Below are 14,896 nucleotides of genomic sequence, written 5' to 3'. Positions count from 1 at the left end.
TCGACCCGGCAAGGAGGTCCGATGCTCGCCCAGCAGCGGCAGACCGCCATCCTCGAGCTGATCCGGCAGCGGGGCGGCGTACGCGTCAGCCACCTGGTGAGCCGGTTCGGGGTCTCCGACATGACCATCCGGCGGGACCTGGAGGTGCTCGCCGAGCGGGGCCTGATCGACAAGGTGCACGGCGGGGCCACGCTTGCCGGCCCGGGCTCCGCCGAGGAACCGGGTTTCGCCGCCAAGTCGGTGCGCCAGCAGGCCGAGAAGCGGGCGATCGCCGAGCGGGCCGCCGCGCTCGTCGAGCCCGGCATGGCGATCGCGCTCTCCGCCGGCACCACCACCGCCGCGCTTGCCGGCCTTCTCGCCGACGTGGCGGGCCTGACCGTGGTGACCAACTCGATCCCGGTGGCCGACGCGCTCTACCAGAACCCGCGCGCCGACCAGACGGTCGTGTTGACCGGCGGCATCCGTACGCCGTCGGACGCGCTGACCGGCCCGGTGGCCGAGGCGGCGATCGGGTCGCTCAACGTGGACCTGCTCTTCCTCGGCGTCCACGGGATGAGTCCGCGTACCGGTTTCACCACGCCGAACCTGCTCGAGGCGGGCGTGAACCGGGCGCTGATCGCCGCGTCCCGCCGGCTTGTGGTGCTGGCCGACCACACCAAGTGGGAGACGATCGGCATCGCCACCATCGCGCCGCTGGAGGACGCCGACGTGCTGGTCACCGACTCGGGGCTGCCGCACGAGGCGCGCGGCCAGATCGGCGACCAGGTCGGCGAGCTGCTGATCGTCGACGTCGGCTAGCTACGGGGCACCGCCGTGAAGGGGGTCGGCCCGGGCGGATGGGGCTGTCACGGCGGATCGACAGATGCCGACGGAGCGGGGGCGGGGGGGAGCGGTGGCATGGCTTGCGACGTCGGTGCAGCCGGCGTGGGTGCCGGGCCCCGGAGGACATCGACTAGGAGATGGAGCGACGTGCCGGTGGCCAGGAGGCCGACCAGCCAGACGGCGGTGACGCCGGCCGTCCCGTACCAGGATTCCGGGGCTGCCAACATCGGTGCGGTCCACCCGAGAGCCAGCAGGCTCGCGCCCGGAAAGCAGATCACCAGCGGCAGGAACCAGTCCAGAAGGCGGGCTGGCCGGCGGTTGGTCCGCGACCATGGTCCCCACCCCAGTCCGCCCCGAACACGGGGGGCGATTTCCTCGTCGATATACCTGGTAATCCATCGCATCGCTGTCCGTTGTCCGACATAGCGCCCGCATAGCAAATAGGAACTTAACGGCACGATGAGCAGCGCCCCGATGAGGCCCGGGCGGGACAGGCCCAATGCAACGATCGCGCTGGTGAGAGTGAGTTGTAGACCGAGAATTTGCTGCTGGAACTTCGCCCGCGAATCAATCTCCATACGAAGAGATTGATATTCGGCCAGTGCGCCCTGAACGTCCGTGTTTGTCACCGCGTTCTCCTTTACCCGTGATTGCAGTCCGGGCTACCACTCAGGTAAACAGTGGATTGCCCGAGAGTTACCGTCCGACAGGGTGACCGAGAGGTCTTCCAGGCGGGGGATCGAGCGGAGCTCCACTATGATTCTCCTGAACTTCGGCATACGCCTCAATGCGCGGTCCTGGTCGGAGGCTCTCAGCGTCCACTCCGACGAATTCGCCAACGCCGCATTCGCACCCGATGAGTTCGTCGGCGAACACGTCGTCGTCGACCTGTCCGAGGTCGGATTCGCTGACTTCGTGGCCCTGGGGCATGTGCTCGTACTCCTGCGCGCGGTGACCAACGCGGGTGCCCAGTTCTCCGTGGTACAGCCGCGACCCGAGCCGTTGCCAGGCGAGTCGCTGCACGACCCTGCGGCCGGTGTGCGGCGGCTGCGCCGGCGCAACTGCCAGTTGTATCTGGAGCAGACCGGCTTCGTGGCGGCCTACGAGGGCATGGCCGGGAAGGTCGAGTTCGAGGCGCCGGACGGCGCGGACCGGCCAGCGCTCGGCCACCGTGCGATGGAGGACGACGAACGCGGCCAGTTGCCCAAGCGACGCCGGCGGATCCTGCCGTACCGGTGGGTGGATGTCGGTGACGCGCGCGGCCTGACCGAGTCGAGCGACGCCGCCAGGTGGGACGCCGACCTGAAGGATCTCGGTCTCTCCGACGAGCAGGCGGCCGCATTCGGGAGCGGGATCATCGCCGAGCTGTTGGAGAACGCCGCGGAGCACTCAGGCCTCGCGGAGCGTGCCGGACGCGCCGGGATCCTCCTCGGCGGTGTCATCGTGCCGCCGGAGACGTACAAGGACCGCGGCGGCGACCTCGACGAGAGCATTCGCGACCTGGTGACGTGGGCCGCCAAGCTCCCCAGCCCACTGGTCCGTCTGGTGGTTGCCGATCCCGGTCGCGGCATGATCAGTGCGCTCGCCGAGGCCAGCACCGTCGGGGTCGGACTCGACCCGGGCGAGGCGCAGCAGACGATCCGGGCAACGCTGGACCGGCAGCCATCGGCCCGGAAACCGGCGGGTGAGGACGGACACCACGCCCGCGGGTTGTGGAAGGTGGCTCGCCTCGCCCGCGGATACCAGGGCGGATTGCTGATCACGTCGAGTGGGCAGGTGGTCAGCCGGGTCTTCGGGGAGTCACCGGACCCGTACGACGGGGCGCGGCCCGCGGGCGTCGCCACGCCGGGCACGCTCGTCGAGTGCGACATGCTCCTGCAGCCCGACGACGAGGCGCAGCTCAGCGCCGAGGAGGTGATCACACCGCCGCGACGTACCGGACGGGAGGACGGGCGACCCGATCTGAATTGTGTAGCGGTGTCCCTGCGCCGGCGGCGCGGGCTGGCCGAGGCGGACCTGCACGACATCCGCCGTGAGTTGGGCCGGCGACCCACGGCCACCGGCGGGCTGGTGGTAGCGGTCACCGTCCCCGACGGCGATGCCCGTCCCGATGACGTCGACATCGGTACCGCCATCAGGCAGGTGCTGCGCCTCGCCAACGCCCCGGAGGACCTGGCTCCGGCGGTGCTCGCCTTCCCCGGTGTCAACCGCCAGTTGATGTCGGTCGCCGTGGAGTTCCTCAACGCCGAGTGCGGCCCGCGAATGGACGACGTCCCGCGCGACATGCAATCACCGGTCCTGGTCCTCGGCTCCGACAACCGGCACTTCTGGGTCGGCGGCAGCCCGGCCGGGCGACGGATCCTGAGCCGGTTGTCCGGCGCACGGTATCCAGTGCACCTGCACGACCTGGCCGACGACGAGTGGGGCCCGGCCGAGGTGCTCCCAGCGGTCCGGGCTCTGCAGAACCGTACCGGCCTGTTGCACGCCGAAAATGATGTGCTCCATCTGCGGATCAAGCCGCAGGACGCGATGAGCGCGCTTGCCAACTACGTCGGCCGGGAGATCACGACGGCCATCCAGGACAGCACCACCGATGGTGTCGAGCAGGGCGTGTTCCTCACTCCGACACTGGAGGTCGCCAGCCGCTGGTGCGACCTCGGCCGGATCCTCGCAGGCCTCAATCTCGGTAGCCTGGCCGGCTACGCGCTTGCCGCGCGGATGGAGGACCGCCTCGGTCGCTTCGATCGGTCGGCCGCGCCGCTGGTCGTCCGGGTCGGCGACGCGCCGCACGCCATGGTGGCGGCGTTCGCTCGGTCATTCACCGGTCACGACAGCTACGCCAACTCACTGGAGGACGTGCGGTTGGAGCGCGCCCGCCGGGGGGCCGACGGCGAAGCCCAGGTACTGCTGGTGACCGACCTGGTCTCCAGCCGCCGGACGCTCACGCACGCGCTGCTGCAGGTCGTCGACCGCGACATGGTCCCCTTGGCGGTCGCCGCCGGGGTCGACACCGGGACGCCCGACGGTGCGAGCGACCCAGGGGAGGTCGTGTTCCTCAACCGCCGGGTTCCCATGATCAAGCTCGCCGACCTCGACGTGCGGGTGCCGTCGCCGCACCCCAGCGAGCCGCAGCCCATCGACCCGGTCCTCCGCCAGCCCAGCACGGGCTCGCGCACCATGCCGAAGGCCCTGGTCACCCAGGAGGTGTACGTCGACGCGATGGAGCGGTCGAACGCCGCGCGTCTCGGCCACATCGAGCGGCCGGCCAACCGGCACTACACCGCCTACGTCGACCCGACCCGCCTGTTCCGGCAGCGGGACTGGGTCGAGCGGGTCACCCGGCTGCTGACCCAGAAGGTCGCGGAGACGCACGCCACTGCCTTCGGTGGCGCCGAGGCCGCAGCGTGTGTGCTGTATCCGGAGGGCACGGTGGACGACCTGCCGCGGGTCGCCGAAGCCCTGAGCGCCGCGCTGACCCGAGCCGGGATGCAGGTGGTCGCGACCCTGGGCGTCCCCCGGGCACCGGTCGATCAGTGGTGGTGGTACCCGGGCTCGGTGAAGCTGCCCGCCAACGCGAGGCACACGGTCATCATCGACGCTGCGGCAGGCAGCGCACGCACGATCGGTCACCTACAACGGATCGCGGCTGCCGGAGGCGCCGACGCGATCAGCGGTTTCCTCCTGCTCAACGGCCTCACCGGGGACGATGCGCTGGTCCTGCACCAGACCACCACGGTCTCCCGTTCCAACGGCCGGTTCCGCAGAGACTCAATCCCGGTCGCGCTGCATTACGTGGCCCGGACGGCGATGAGCGGCCGCGACCGCCGGGTTTGTGACATCTGCGCGTTGCACCGCCGGTACCGGGAACTGGCGATGCTCGTGCCCGTCCCTACCAAGCTGGAGACGCACCGCGACTGGCTGCTCCGGCTGCTGGAGCCGCGTTCCAAGCGGGCCGCGTTCGAGGAGCAGGCCACCGACCTCTTCGGGGCGAACGTCGGGCCCAGGGACTGCACGGAGTATCTCCGCTGGCGCTACGAACTGCGCGAGGCCAATCTGGACACGGTCAAGCGCCGCGAGGTGGCCCGCAAGCTGGATCTGGCGGGCCGGCAGCCCATCATCCGGGACGCGTTGGTCCGGCTCCTGGTGGCCGAGGCGCATTGGCTGCGCTCGGCGCCGTTGTGGTTCCCGGAGTGCCGGGCGACCGTGGCTGACCTCGCGCTGTCACTGCTGACCGGTGAGGCCGCCTCGTCGGCCGACGCGATGCTGCGGGTCCAAGCGGTGATCCTCTTGGCGAAGGTCTCGGCGATCACGTTCTCTGACCAGCTCAGCCAGATCCTGCAAGCGAACCGGCACGACGAGCCGGTGGTGCTGCAGGCGATGCTGGAGGCGCTCAGTCTGGTCGCCGCGACGCGTTCCCCGAACCAGTACTCCCGGGACCTGGTCATCCACCCGATCGTGCAGCGGCTCGTCCGGCTCGAGGACGAGTTGCGGGGAGCGCGCGTCCGGGACGCCGACGGCGGCACTGTGCTCAGCCGCAACCTGGTGCGCTACGTCCTCTCGCACGGGCAGCGCATGGTCGCGCCCGAGCCCGCCGACCGGCAGACCGCCTGGGCCGCTCTGCGGGAGCACCGGCGTTCGATCGCCGACCACGACTACGAGAACGCGATGTGGCGGGTCATCCAGACGGTCACGCTGATCGGCCGGGGCCGCCGGCCGGAGGACCTGGACGGCACGCGGGAGGACTGGGCGGTATGCAGTAACTTCCTCAACCTCGACGTGTTGCCCAACATTTACCTGTTGCGTGACGCTCTGTTGACCCGTGACACCCTCGCCCGGCTTTCCCGCAGCGACGCGAGCTTCTTCATGGACGTGGTCAACACGGCCAACGGCCGCAGCCCGCTGGACGAGACGACCGTTCAGCTCGACGGGCTGTTCGAGCGGGTACGCGACAGCGATCGGAGCGCTCCCCACGATGTGGATCAGCTTCTGCGCGATCTGCAATGGTGGTACGACTTCTTTCTGCCCGCCGCCGGTGCCGGGATCCACAAGGTCGTCGAGCGGTGTCCGACCGACCTCGTGAAGATCCTTCGTGGCGCCTTTCACGAGCAACCGGTGCGCGTTGCGTCCGGGGCATCCCAGCTTGCGATCTTCTGTAGCGAGCGCATCGTCAAGGACGTCTTCACCCACATCCAAATGAACGCCGTGAAGGCCCATCGCGTCGGCGACGGTGAGCAGCGGATCGAGGTCGTGGTCGAAGAGGGCACACCGGGGTACGTGACGGTCTCCGTACTCAACGACGACAGCCGGCCGTCGGACCGGGGCGGGGGCCGGGGGCTCAGCTCCCTGGAGGGCGACCTGGCCGCGTTCGGCGCTCAGATCCGGCGGGTGCCGCCGCCGGAAACCTGGGCGAGCTTCTGCGTCGAGGTCACGTTCGAGCGGTGGAGGTTGGCAGGACGATGATGGAGATCCGAGGACTGATCGTCGAGAACAAGCACCGGCAGGGGGCCATTATCCGGGACCACATGGATCTGGAGTTCGAGGAGATCGGGCTGACGGTGACGTGGGCCATCGAGTTGGACGCCATCTCCGCGCGAAAGGCGGTCCGCGACCGCTCGCCGTTCGACTTCGCCATTGTCGACTATGGCCTCGGTGAGGGACAACAGAGCGGTATCGCGGTGGTCGAGGAACTTCGGGCACGTAGCGCGCAGACGTACATCCTTGTCATCACCGGCCGGGGCAACGAGTTCCCGAACTTCCGTGACGAGGCGCTCAAGGCCGGGGCCGACGAAGCGGTCATCCGGTTCATCCTGAACGTGGGCCGCCCGGGCGGGATGACGTTCCGCGACCTCGCCAACCAGATTCGCCTGCACCTGGCCCGTCAGCGTGACTTCGAAGGTCTCCGCGTCGTGTTCCCCGACGACGACCTGAACCTGGAATCGACCCTGCACACGATCGGCAGCCCCAATCCGCCGGGAACCGACTCCGTCGCCATCGGAAAGCAGATAGTCCGCACCCTGGCGATCGAGTGTCTCGCGCCGACCTATCGGCCTGACGCGACGACGCTCACGGTCGGATATCTCGCGCCAGGCCGGTCCGGAGCCCACGTCTGCCGCATCGACCACCAGGAGGGCAGGTCCACGAGCTCACACGTGCTGAAGATCGGCCTGGACCGGCGGGCGCTCGAGTTCGAGGTCGCTGCCAACAAGCGTGCCCTGCACGTGCTTGGGGCCGGCGACTTGGTCGGGTTCTCCGGCCAGATCCGGTCGCACAGCGACTACGGCTATCACGCGGTCACCGCCCCGCTGGCGATGGAGGCGGTCACGCTGGCCGAATGGCTGTCCGAGGCGACTATCGACGAGGCCGAGACGGTCGCTGAGATCCTTTTCGGCGCGCAGCTGACCAAGTTGTTCGCGCCCGGGCAGCGGGAGGCCAGGCCGCTCGTTGAGTGGCTCACCGGCACCCCGGTCCTGCGCCTTCGCCTTCGCAACACGCTCACTCTCTACGAGGAGATCCTGGCTGGGGAGGAGGCGACGGCGGGCCCGTCCGGCGGTGCCGGGTGGGCCGACGCCCTAACCGACTTCGTCGACAAGGGGGTGCTGGCAAACGGGCGCAGGCCCGACGGAACGACCACCTTCATCGATGCCTTTGGTGACCTGCACTGCACGAACGTCCTGGTCTATCCGAGCCCGCACCGCCGACCGGTGCTCGTGGACGCCTCGATGTACGGACCCAACCACTGGGCCGTCGATGCCGCCCGCCTGGTCGTCGACCTCGTGCTGTCGGTGCGCCGGGCCGGGCCGGCCTCCCTGCACTGGTCGAACGTCGCCGAGGTCTCGTCCTACCTCGATGGTCTCTGCGGCCCGGCCCGCGCCGCCCGGCCCGAGGCGGCACCTGAAGCGGTGGACGCGTTCATTGGGCAGATCGTCGATGAGCTGCCAACCTACGTGCATGCGGAGGCGTTGCAGATGACGACCGAGCAGTGGCACTGGCAGTGGCACGCGGCGTTGGCCAAGGAACTGGTCCGTCAGGGCACCCGCGCCGGACTGCCAGGGCCGCGAGCGGTAGCCGCCATCGTTGCGGCCGCGCGTCAACTTGCCTTCGCGGCCGACGCGTACGCCATGATCAGCTATTCCACCGACAGCGCGGCGACGCCGGCTGCCTGTGTCGCCACCCGGGCCGACCAGCCGGCGGAGCCCCCGGAACCACCGGCCATTCCGACGCCGCGGGGGAAGGGCCGCAGGCCGCGTTCGGCGCGGCCGAATAGCTGACCTCCGTCGACAGGCGGGAGCGGCATCCTCGTCCTGACGGACCGGAACGACGCCTGGGTAGCTGGCCGTGTACACCAGTGGTTGAGCGCGGCGGCTGGTGGCCGACCAGCGCCGGTGCGACACTTTCAGCGACCTCACAGCGGCGGCCGATACCGTGCCTGCCGTAATCGTCCCGCTCCGGCCGAGCGTGGGCACCAGACCCAGCGGGAGAGTTCCGATGGTCTTCAAGAAGATGTTGAGCGCGTTCGGCGTGGGTGGGCCCAGTGTGGACACCGTCCTCGCGAACCCGAACACCCGACCCGGCCTGACCCTCGACGGGCAGGTCAACCTGCTCGGCGGGGACGCGCCGGCGGCCATCGAGCAGATCGTCGTCGGCCTGGTCACCCGGGTCGAGATCGAGGGGCACGACACCGAGTACGCCGGCGTCATGGAGTTCCACCGGTTGCCGGTTTCCGGTCCGCTCCAGCTCGCCCCCAAGCAGCAGCTGTCGATCCCGTTCCAGCTGCCGGTGCCGTGGGAGACCCCGATCACCGACGTGTACGGCCAGCGCCTGCACGGCATGACGATGGGCCTGCGTACCGAGCTGGCGATCGCCCGCGCCGTCGACAAGAGCGACCTGGACCAGGTCAACGTGCATCCGCTGCCGGTGCACGAGCGGATCCTGGAGGCGTTCCAGCGGCTCGGTTTCCGGTTCAAGCACGCCGACCTGGAGCGCGGCCACATCCGGGGTACGCAGCAGACGCTGCCGTTCTACCAGGAGATCGAGTTCTTCGCTGCGCCGCAGTACGCGCAGACGATCAACGAGGTCGAGCTGACGTTCGTCACCAGCCCGCACGGCGTGGACGTGATCCTGGAGTGCGACAAGCGGGGCGGCTTCTTCACCTCCGGGCACGACGTGTTCGGCCGCTACCAGGTGGCGCACCAGGACGCGGACCGGCTGGACTGGACGCAGGTGGTCGACGGCTGGCTGCGTGAGACCACGTCCCGCTACGGCAGCCTGCGGGCGCAGGGCTTCGGCATGCCGCACCAGCACGGCCACGGCCGCCGGGGGATGGGTGTCGGCGGGGTGGTCGCCGGCGCCGCGCTGGGCATGGCCGGTGGCATGATCGCCGGCGAGATGATCGAGGACGCCATGGAGGGCGACTTCGGCGGGGACTTCGGCGGTTTCGAGGAGTAGGCCCGGAAGACACGACGGTGCCCTCCGGGATCTCGTCCCGGAGGGCACCGTTTCGCCGGGGTCACCGGCGCTTGGAGCGTTCCTCACCGGACCGGTGACTGCTACCGGCCTTCGCCAGGCCCCGGCTACCCAGGTAGCCCAGGGTCAGCAGCGTGATGAAGAACCACGCCTGGCCCGGGTTGTTCAGGTTCAGCCCGTCGGCGGCCGTGCCCGGCCAGAAGGCGGCGATGGCGATGGCCGCCACACCTGCCGCGTAGATCCAGAACTCGGTCGTCAGGAACGAGGTCTTGGTCTCGGAGCCGGGTGCGGGCGCCGGCTGCCGGTGGCCGTCACCCATCATCGGCATCGGCCGGGTGGGTGTCTCCTGCATGGCCGCGCGGTTCTGCACGTCCGTCTGCGGACGGTTCATCGGCCTGGTGGATGCAGCCTGCGTGCTCATCTGGTCCTCCTCAGGATTTGATGAGTACTGCGATCCCTCGCCCCGCTACCGCGTATCGGCCACGGCACGGTTCGCGTACATGGCGGGGGCACCCTGCGTCTACCCGACCGGCCGGGGGCAGTAACGCCGCCTCCGGCCGGAAAACCGGGGCGCACCTGAACCCCGGCCCGCTGCCAGCCCGGCCTCGACCGGGGAAACCGGGCATGCCCCCCAGACGGTGCCGCAGGTGTTAACAAGGGGCCCTTCCTCTACCGGAGGCGTTAACAAGGGGCCCTTCCTTACATCGGGTCGTGCGGGTTTGGGTGGCTCGGCGTCGGGCACGCAACGGGACTACCGACGATGTCTGCGAGGTGATGCAGCGTGCGTACCGACGACACGCGGAACGAGGCGGCCCGCCGGGCCGAGGAGCGGATCGCCGGTGGTGTGTACGGCGAGGGCGTCCTGGACGAGGTGACCGTGCCGCAGACCGACGTGCAGCGGGTCATCCAGGACGAGGACCCGGATGACCCGGCGCACGTCCGCGTCGATCCGCAGGTGCTGCGGGACGGTGGCCCGACCAGGGGTCAGGGCGCGATCACGACGACCGGCGGCACGGCCGGCCCGGCCAGCGCGCGTCGGGTGGCCCGCCAGCCGGAGCGCCATCCCGGCAAGGTCGCCCCGACCACCACGGGCGACGCCACGACCGGTGGCCTGAGCACCCCGACGTCGGGCTCCACAAGCGACCAGTCGGGCCCGGGCGTCCACGTGGCCAACCTCTCCGACGACTGACCCGCCGCCGGCCCCCGGCCCACCCGGGCCGGGGACCCCACCTTTGTTGATCAAGAGGTTTTCGGGTGAGTTGATCTCGGAACCACCCCTAAACCTCTTGATCAACTTCGTTCGGGCGGAGGATCTGGAGGCGTTGGGTGGCGCGGGTCAGGGCCACGTACAGGTCGTTGCGGCCTCTCGGGGACTCGCTCGTGATGGTCTCGGGGTCGACCAGGAGGACCGTGTCGAACTCCAGGCCCTTGGCCTGCGCGACGGTGAGCACGACCGTGCGGCTCTCCAGGTCCGGGTCGGCGCCGACGGCCGCCTCGGGGAGAGCCTCGGTCAGGGCGGCGCCCAGCTCGTCGATGCGGGCCGCCGGCACGATCACGCCGAGGCGGCCGTCGGTCAGGTCGGCCACCTCGCGCGTCGCCACGTCGACCAGCTCCGCCGTGAGCCGTTCCGCCGGCACCGCGCGGTCGACGGGAGGTACGCCGGTCGACCGCACCGGGCGGGGCGGGCGCAGCGCCGGGTCGATCTCCGCCAGTACGTCCGCCGCGACCGCCATGATCTCGGCGGGCGTGCGGTAGCTGACCGTCAGCTCCTCCAGTCGCCAGCGCTGGGCGACGTACGGCTCCAGCACGTCGGCCCACGAGCCCGCGCCGGCCAGCGCGCCGGTCTGGGCCACGTCCCCGACGATCGTCATCGACCGGCTCGGGCAGCGACGCATGAGCAGCCGCCACGCCATCGGCGACAACTCCTGCGCCTCGTCGACGATGACGTGCCCGAACGCCCAGCTCCGGTCGGCGGCGGCCCGCTGCGCCGTGGTCAGCCGGTCGGCCTCCTCCTGCCGCTCCACGAGGCGGTCGGCGTCGAGCAGGTCGGTCACGCCGAGGATCTCGCCGCCGTCCGCCTCGTCCTCGACGTCGATCGACCGGGAGCCACGGGCGATCTCCAGCACGCCCTCGGCGTACTCCCGCTGGAGGGCGCGCAGGCGTTCCCGGCGTGCCTCGGCGGCGCGGTCGTCCTCGCCGAGCAGCTCGGCCGCCTCGTCCAGCAGCGGCACGTCGGCCGGCGTCCAGCCACCCGGTTCGCGGTGCAGCAGGGCCCGCTCGGCGTCGGTCAGCATGGGCGCGGCGGTGGCGATCCGGTCCGGGTCGGCGTACAGGTCGGCGAGCAGGCGCTGCGGGGTGAGCAGCGGCCACAGCTCGTCCAGTGCCGCCCGTACCTCCGGGTCCTCCCGCAGCTCACGCCGGATCTCGGCGACGTCGGCCTCGTCGAGCAGGTTCTCCCCGCCCAGCGGGTCGGCGCCGATGCGCTCGGCCACCTGCGCGGCGAGCGCGTGCACGATCTCGACGTCGAACAGCGGCCGGGCCAGGTTGTGCGGGCGGCCGGAGCGGCGGGCGCGCTCCCGGGCCGCGCGGACGGTCTCCGGGTCGAGCACCAGGATCTCCCGCTGGGGCTGCTCGATCTCGACGGGCTCGTCGGGCACCCGCTGGCGGTCGCGGACGGCGGCGGCGAGCACGTCGACCATCACCTCGCGGCCCTTGAGCGCGGCCGTCGCGGCCGGCTCGGCGCGCCGGGCGGTGACGCCGGGGAACAGGTCGGCCTGGGTGCGCAGCAGCACACCGGTCTCGGCGAGCGCGGGCAGCACCTGGGAGATGTAGCGCAGGAAGGTGGCGTTCGGCCCGACCAGCAGCACGCCGCGGGTGGAGAGTTCCCGCCGGTGGGTGTAGAGCAGGTACGCCGCCCGGTGCAGCGCCACCGCGGTCTTGCCGGTGCCCGGGCCGCCCTGTACCACCAGCACCCCCGGCAGGTCGGCCCGGATGATCCGGTCCTGCTCGGCCTGGATGGTCTCGACGATGTCCCGCATCCGGCCGGTGCGGCCGGCGGTGAGGGCGGCGAGCAGCGCCGCCTCGCCGGTCAGCTCCTCGTGGGCGGTGGGGGAGGCGGCGGCCAGGTCGAGGACCTCGTCGTTGAGCCCGACCACCTTGCGCTGCCGGGTCCGCAGGTGCCGCCGCCGGCGCACCCCCTGCGGGTTGGCGGCGGTGGCCAGGTAGAAGGCGCGGGCGGCCGGGGCCCGCCAGTCGATCAGCAGCGGCTCGTAGTCGCCGTCGGTGTCGAAGATGCCGATCCGGCCGATGTAGTGGCGGGCGTCGTCCTCGGTGTCGAGCCGGCCGAAACACAGGCCGTTCTCCACCGCGGAGAACTGCTCCACCTGCTCGGCGTACATCCGCACGGCGCTGTCGCGCTGGGAGCGGGCCTGGAGGGTGCCGCCGCCGGTACGCAGCTCGTCGGCGAGTCGCCGGGCGGCCTGCTCGCGCAGCTCGTCCAGCCGGCGGTAGAGCATCGAGACGTACTCCTGCTCCTGGCCGATCTCGTCGTCGTCCACGGGCAGAACATCGGATCCGCCGGAGTGCCTTGACAAGCCGTCTCCCAATTGGTTAGTATCTTTCTCGGAACGGCCGCCGAGCCGTTCTTTTTTGTTGCTCCGAACTGAGAAAGATACCGCCCGGCGGGCCGGCGCCCAAAGCGTTCCCACGCGCCGACACGATCGGGGGCCCGCGCCGCGCGCGGACCCCCGGACGAGTGAGCGAGCTCAGCCCCGGGCCACCTCGTAGAGCCGCTCCGGGGTCACCGCCCCGGCGATCAGGCGGCCGTCGTCGGTGAGCAGCGCCGTGACCAGGTCGCTGCGGAACAGCCGCCCGCTGCCCCAGTCGCCGGAGACCGCCGGCAACTGCTTGGCGAGCACGTCCACCTCGGGCGCGTCCGTGGCGGCGGACGGCCGCTGCGCGCCGTCGACCTTCGCCACCACCACCGTGGTCCAGCCCTCGCCGACGGTACGCACGTCCGGCCGCTCGCCGTCCGCCGGCCCGCGCGGGACGTCCGGCCGCTCCCGGCCGACCCCCTCCTCGGTCACCCGCACCCCGGGCGGCGGGTTGAACGCGAACTGGTCGGCGTCGGGCCGGGCGTAGTCGATCTGGGTGAACGCCATCTCGAACGCCGGGCGGTCGCCGCCGTCGGCGAAGATCTCGAATCGCAGCGGCAGGTGCTCGGTCGCGTCGATGGCGATCCGGACCTGATGCACCAGGGAGGCGTCGTCGCGCGGCGTCAGCACCAGCTCGTACGCGTCGCGCCCGGCCACTGTGGCCGCCCGCCCGACGCTCACCTCGGTGGTCGGGTCGATCGCGGCGAGGGCCGTCGCGGCGGCGTCCTGGGGCGTGGCCGGCACCTCGGGCCGGGCGGCGGCGTCCTTGTCCGCGGGCAGGGTGCGGTGGGTCGCCGTGTTGGTCCGGCTGTTCCACGTCCACACGTCGCGCCCGTTGCGGATGATGTCCCGCTCGCCGAGCGTGTCCACGAGGGCGATCCGCTGCTTGTCCGGGCCGGAGTGCCAGACCCGCACCGTGTGGGTGCCGGTCAGCAGGTCGGCCGGACCGTCGCCGGAGAGCAGGCCGGCGATCGGCGGCAGGCCGAGGTCGGCGCGCTGCACGACGGTGCCGGAGAGGCCGTCGAGGCGGGCGGTCTGCAGGTCCACCAGGAGTTGGGCGGCGGAGCGGGGCGGCAGGCTCGGCTCGGCGTTGGCGGCGAACCGGCCGAGCGCGGCGCCACCGCCGACGACGGTCACGACGGCGACGGCCGGTACCAGCCAGCGCAGGGCGGGACGGCTTGTCAGGACGGACATGGGTGACACCTCCTGCCGACCATCTTGACCGACGCACCCTGTGAAGGGCCTGAGGACGGCGGTCCCGCCACTCGCGCGGTGGTGGCACCCTTGACCTCGTGCGGCTGCTGGTGGTGGAGGACGAGGCGCGGCTGGCGTCCGCCCTGCAACGCGGGCTCCAGGCCGAGGGGTTCGCGGTCGACGTGGCGCCGACCGGCCCGGCCGGCCTGGACGCGGCCCGCCACGGCGGGTACGACGCGATGATCCTCGACGTGATGCTGCCCGGCCTCTCCGGCTACGAGGTGGTCCGCCGGCTTCGGGCCGAGCGGCGCTGGCTGCCGGTGCTCATGCTGTCGGCCAAGGACGGCGAGTACGACCAGGCCGACGGGCTGGACTGCGGCGCCGACGACTACCTCACCAAGCCCTTCTCGTACGTGGTGCTGCTGGCCCGGCTGCGCGCCCTGCTGCGGCGTGGCGCGCCCGAGCGGCCAGCCGTGCTCGCCGTGGGTGACCTGCGCCTGGATCCGGCCCGGCGGCGGGTCACCCGGGGCGACGCCGAGGTCGCCCTGACCGCCCGGGAGTACGCCCTGCTCGCCTACCTGATGCGTCGTGCCGGCGAGGTGGTCTCCAAGACCGAGCTGCTCGACCACGTGTGGGACGCGGGCATGGAGACCGCACCGAACGCGGTGGAGGTGTACGTGGGCTACCTGCGCCGCAAGATCGGCCGGGAGCGGCTGGAGACCGTCCGCGGCGCCGGCTACCGGCTCACGACGTGAGGAAAGGAA

The 14,896-nt window shown here is 71.1% G+C and carries 10 protein-coding genes; 6 read left to right on the top strand and 4 right to left on the bottom strand.

All coding sequences use genetic code 11. The features are described 5' to 3' along the window. Positions 1-21: 21 nt before the first annotated feature. The gene (locus tag ABTW87_RS27000; protein WP_350653897.1) at positions 22-798 is read left to right on the top strand and encodes a DeoR/GlpR family DNA-binding transcription regulator; all 777 of its coding nucleotides are present in this window, start codon (positions 22-24) and stop codon (positions 796-798) included. Between the two features lie 47 nt (positions 799-845). Here the strand turns inward: ABTW87_RS27000 and ABTW87_RS26995 are convergent, their stop codons facing one another. Beyond that, positions 846-1,451, bottom strand: coding sequence for a hypothetical protein (locus tag ABTW87_RS26995; RefSeq protein ID WP_350653896.1), 606 nt, complete (start codon positions 1,449-1,451; stop codon positions 846-848). Positions 1,452-1,578: 127 nt separating this feature from the next. On the opposite strand from ABTW87_RS26995, the gene ABTW87_RS26990 reads away from it, so the two are divergent. The 3 genes from ABTW87_RS26990 (at position 1,579) to ABTW87_RS26980 (ending at position 9,267) form a co-directional block, all read left to right on the top strand. After that, a complete protein-coding gene (locus tag ABTW87_RS26990; protein WP_350653895.1) occupies positions 1,579-6,282 on the top strand; it encodes an STAS domain-containing protein in 4,704 nt (1,567 codons plus the stop codon). Then, the gene (locus ABTW87_RS26985; RefSeq protein WP_350653893.1) at positions 6,279-8,090 is read left to right on the top strand and encodes a response regulator transcription factor; all 1,812 of its coding nucleotides are present in this window, start codon (positions 6,279-6,281) and stop codon (positions 8,088-8,090) included. Before ABTW87_RS26990 ends, ABTW87_RS26985 begins: the two co-directional genes overlap by 4 nt. Before the next feature lie 265 nt (positions 8,091-8,355). Continuing rightward, positions 8,356-9,267, top strand: a complete 912-nt coding sequence (locus ABTW87_RS26980) for a sporulation protein (protein ID WP_350653935.1) — start codon at positions 8,356-8,358, stop codon at positions 9,265-9,267. A 61-nt stretch (positions 9,268-9,328) separates the two neighbouring features. Here the strand turns inward: ABTW87_RS26980 and ABTW87_RS26975 are convergent, their stop codons facing one another. Beyond that, positions 9,329-9,706: a hypothetical protein gene (locus tag ABTW87_RS26975; protein WP_350653891.1), complete on the bottom strand. Its 378-nt coding sequence runs from the start codon at positions 9,704-9,706 to the stop codon at positions 9,329-9,331. A 360-nt stretch (positions 9,707-10,066) separates the two neighbouring features. On the opposite strand from ABTW87_RS26975, the gene ABTW87_RS26970 reads away from it, so the two are divergent. Beyond that, the gene (locus ABTW87_RS26970) at positions 10,067-10,474 is read left to right on the top strand and encodes a hypothetical protein (RefSeq protein ID WP_350653890.1); all 408 of its coding nucleotides are present in this window, start codon (positions 10,067-10,069) and stop codon (positions 10,472-10,474) included. Between the two features lie 88 nt (positions 10,475-10,562). Here ABTW87_RS26970 and ABTW87_RS26965 read toward each other — a convergent pair whose 3' ends face one another. Together ABTW87_RS26965 and ABTW87_RS26960 are read right to left on the bottom strand one after the other, a co-directional pair. Next, positions 10,563-12,842: a HelD family protein gene (locus tag ABTW87_RS26965; RefSeq protein ID WP_350653888.1), complete on the bottom strand. Its 2,280-nt coding sequence runs from the start codon at positions 12,840-12,842 to the stop codon at positions 10,563-10,565. A 207-nt stretch (positions 12,843-13,049) separates the two neighbouring features. Continuing rightward, positions 13,050-14,132 carry a LolA family protein gene (locus ABTW87_RS26960; protein ID WP_350653887.1) on the bottom strand — a complete coding sequence of 361 codons (1,083 nt, stop codon included), beginning with the start codon at positions 14,130-14,132 and terminating at the stop codon, positions 13,050-13,052. 98 nt (positions 14,133-14,230) lie between these two features. Here ABTW87_RS26960 and ABTW87_RS26955 point away from each other — a divergent pair, with 98 nt between their 5' ends. Beyond that, complete coding sequence (locus ABTW87_RS26955) at positions 14,231-14,887, top strand: response regulator transcription factor (protein WP_350653885.1); 657 nt, start codon at positions 14,231-14,233, stop codon at positions 14,885-14,887. Positions 14,888-14,896 lie beyond the last annotated feature (9 nt).

This window comes from Micromonospora sp. NPDC126480 (assembly GCF_040302465.1).
Taxonomy (GTDB): domain Bacteria; phylum Actinomycetota; class Actinomycetes; order Mycobacteriales; family Micromonosporaceae; genus Micromonospora.
The sequence above is the reverse complement of the archived record's forward strand: the minus strand, read 5'-3'. Positions and strand labels throughout refer to the sequence as shown.